The sequence below is a fragment of the Jeotgalibacillus marinus genome, assembly GCF_040801915.1.
Taxonomy (GTDB): domain Bacteria; phylum Bacillota; class Bacilli; order Bacillales; family Jeotgalibacillaceae; genus Jeotgalibacillus; species Jeotgalibacillus marinus.
Map to the genome: position 1 here is coordinate 1 of NZ_JBFMIA010000321.1, position 230 is coordinate 230.

General features: G+C 50.0%; 1 rRNA gene. It reads right to left on the reverse strand.

The window, feature by feature from the left end:
- Positions 1 to 230 (reverse strand): 16S ribosomal RNA (locus AB1471_RS18015); the annotation flags it as partial.

The following is a 230-nucleotide window of genomic DNA, read 5'->3' on the forward strand; positions in this document are numbered from 1 at the left end:
GCGTCAGTTACAGCCCAGCAGACCGCCTTCGCCACTGGTGTTCCTCCATATATCTACGCATTTTACCGCTACACATGGAATTCCATCTGCCTCTACTGCACTCCAGTCCATCAGTTTCCAAAGCTTGATTGAGTTGAGCTCAACGATTTTACTTCAGACTTAACGGACCGCCTACGCACCCTTTACGCCCAATAATTCCGGATAACGCTTGCCACCTACGTATTACCGCG